1 protein-coding gene and 1 pseudogene are annotated in these 1,891 nt (G+C 57.3%); one reads left to right on the forward strand and one right to left on the reverse strand.

The window, feature by feature from the left end; genetic code table 11:
• Positions 1 to 224: 224 nt before the first annotated feature.
• A pseudogene (locus V6R85_RS25965) lies at positions 225 to 1,060 on the reverse strand (OB-fold nucleic acid binding domain-containing protein); the annotation flags it as partial.
• Positions 1,061 to 1,579: 519 nt separating this feature from the next.
• Between V6R85_RS25965 and V6R85_RS25970 the strand changes: the two are divergent.
• Positions 1,580 to 1,864: a helix-turn-helix transcriptional regulator gene (locus V6R85_RS25970; RefSeq protein ID WP_020811813.1), complete on the forward strand. Its 285-nt coding sequence runs from the start codon at positions 1,580 to 1,582 to the stop codon at positions 1,862 to 1,864.
• The last annotated feature ends 27 nt before the right edge of the window (positions 1,865 to 1,891 follow it).

Raw genomic sequence — 1,891 nt, forward strand, 5'->3', positions numbered from 1 at the left:
CATTAGTCCTGATAATCCGATCAGGAAGCATTCGAATGCGACCTGCCAGGTCGATGGCTCAAGGATGCACGGCTCCAAATGGATGCCAGGCAGGTTTTGCACTTGCTCTGTCGTAGGAAAGCCGTTTCGCGGTTGTCAACTCCGTCAAATGATATTCGAAGTCCGGTTTGGCCCGAACCCGGTCTTCCAACGCGTTCGAATTATGCCGAGCTTTCAATCCTGGATTACCGGAAATCTCGGGCTTTAGGGAACGGGCTCGGCATAGTATCGGGCTCGGGATAAATCCCTTTATGCCGAGTTCGGCATAACGGAATGAACATGTCCCGCGGGACGACCGGCTTCGGCCTGTCGCGTGAATCCGACCCGCCGCCTCCATGCGCAAACTCATCGCCTCGCCCGGACGGCAGCTTGAACTCCGTATCCCGATCAGCCAGCCCGACGAGGTCACCGGAGAGATCGAACAGCTGTTGTGCCACGAGATGCACGACCTCCCCTTCCCGCTGAATACGGCCGTTGATCGCCATCACCGAGGAGCCCAGCACCACCCGTCGGCGCTTCTCAAACAGGGTCGGCCATAGGACGATGTTGGCCGGTCCTGTCTCGTCCTCGATGGTGATAAACATGACGCCCTTGGCCGGTCCGGGCTTCTGCCGCACGAGCACCAAGCCCGCCGTGTAAACCCACTGCCCATCGCGAGCATTCATTGCCTCTGCACAGGTGATAATGTTGCGTGCCGAAAGGTCCTGGCGCAGGAAAGCGATCGACTCAACTTCAGCCCGGTATGGCTGTAGTCTTCGATGACGTTATGGCCGTCGGTCATTTGCCGAAGCGCTACCTCCGGCTCCCGCTGCTCCGCAATCGCCGTTGCCTCGCGTTCGGCCGCGGCGGCAAACAAGGGCAAGGGCTCGTCGCGCAAAGCCTTGATCGCCCAGAGCGCATCGCGCCGTTCGAGCCTTAGCGCTGGCAAGAAAGCATCGGCCTCCGCCCGCTGAACAAGCGCCTCGGTCGGAACACTGGACCGGCGCCACATGTCATCCACCGAGGCGAACGGGCTGTTCAGATCATCAATCTTACCAGTCCCGACCCGGAGCACGGCACGTCGATCAGATTGAAACTATCATTGGCGGTCACACCGAAAGGATACCCTTCGCCGTCATGGGACGGCGCGAAACTCTCAGGACCTTTTGCGCGATTTCGAGATAGCTATCCATTGTTCTTCTAACTAGCAGGACGCGGTAAAACTACAGCGGCACACCTCGTGCAACAAGTAGTCCGGCGGCATCTTCAACCAAAAATAATGGTTAACGGGGCTGCCATTCTCCCTTGACAGTTCTTCCATTCGCAGGGACTTGATCCTGTTGCAGCTCACCGCCAGCGGTCCCCATGTCATATGTGCAGAAATTTGGACGCAGAACGCATTTGCGACCAATTAAATGAACGAAGCTAGACCTATCTCAAGAACTGTGGCAAAATGTACAAATTTCTGGACGCAAAGTCACAGCACGTCCACTTAAACGAACGAAATGATATAGCTATGCCCCGTCAAAGAAGCTACTCCCGCGTAACGCAGGCGCTCGCCATGCTTGGCAAGCTCATCCGCGTCGGCCGCACCGAGCGCAGGCTGACCGCGCAGGAACTGTCCGACCGCGCCGGCATCAGCCGCACGACCCTATCCAGTATCGAAAAAGGCGCACCAGGCCCCGAAATCGGCATCGTCTTTGAAGTCGCATCCATCGTGGGCGTGCGCCTCTTCGATTACGACGAGCGCACTCTCCAGATGCACAATAACCACCTTGACGAAAAACTGGCCCTGCTGCCCAAGAGCGTCCGTCAAAGCGTGAAGGAGGTCGATGATGATTTCTAAGACGGACGCTACGGAAGCTTTTGTCTG

It is taken from the genome of Agrobacterium sp. CCNWLW32 (assembly GCF_037083425.1).
In the GTDB taxonomy this organism is placed as follows: Bacteria; Pseudomonadota; Alphaproteobacteria; order Rhizobiales; family Rhizobiaceae; genus Agrobacterium; species Agrobacterium radiobacter.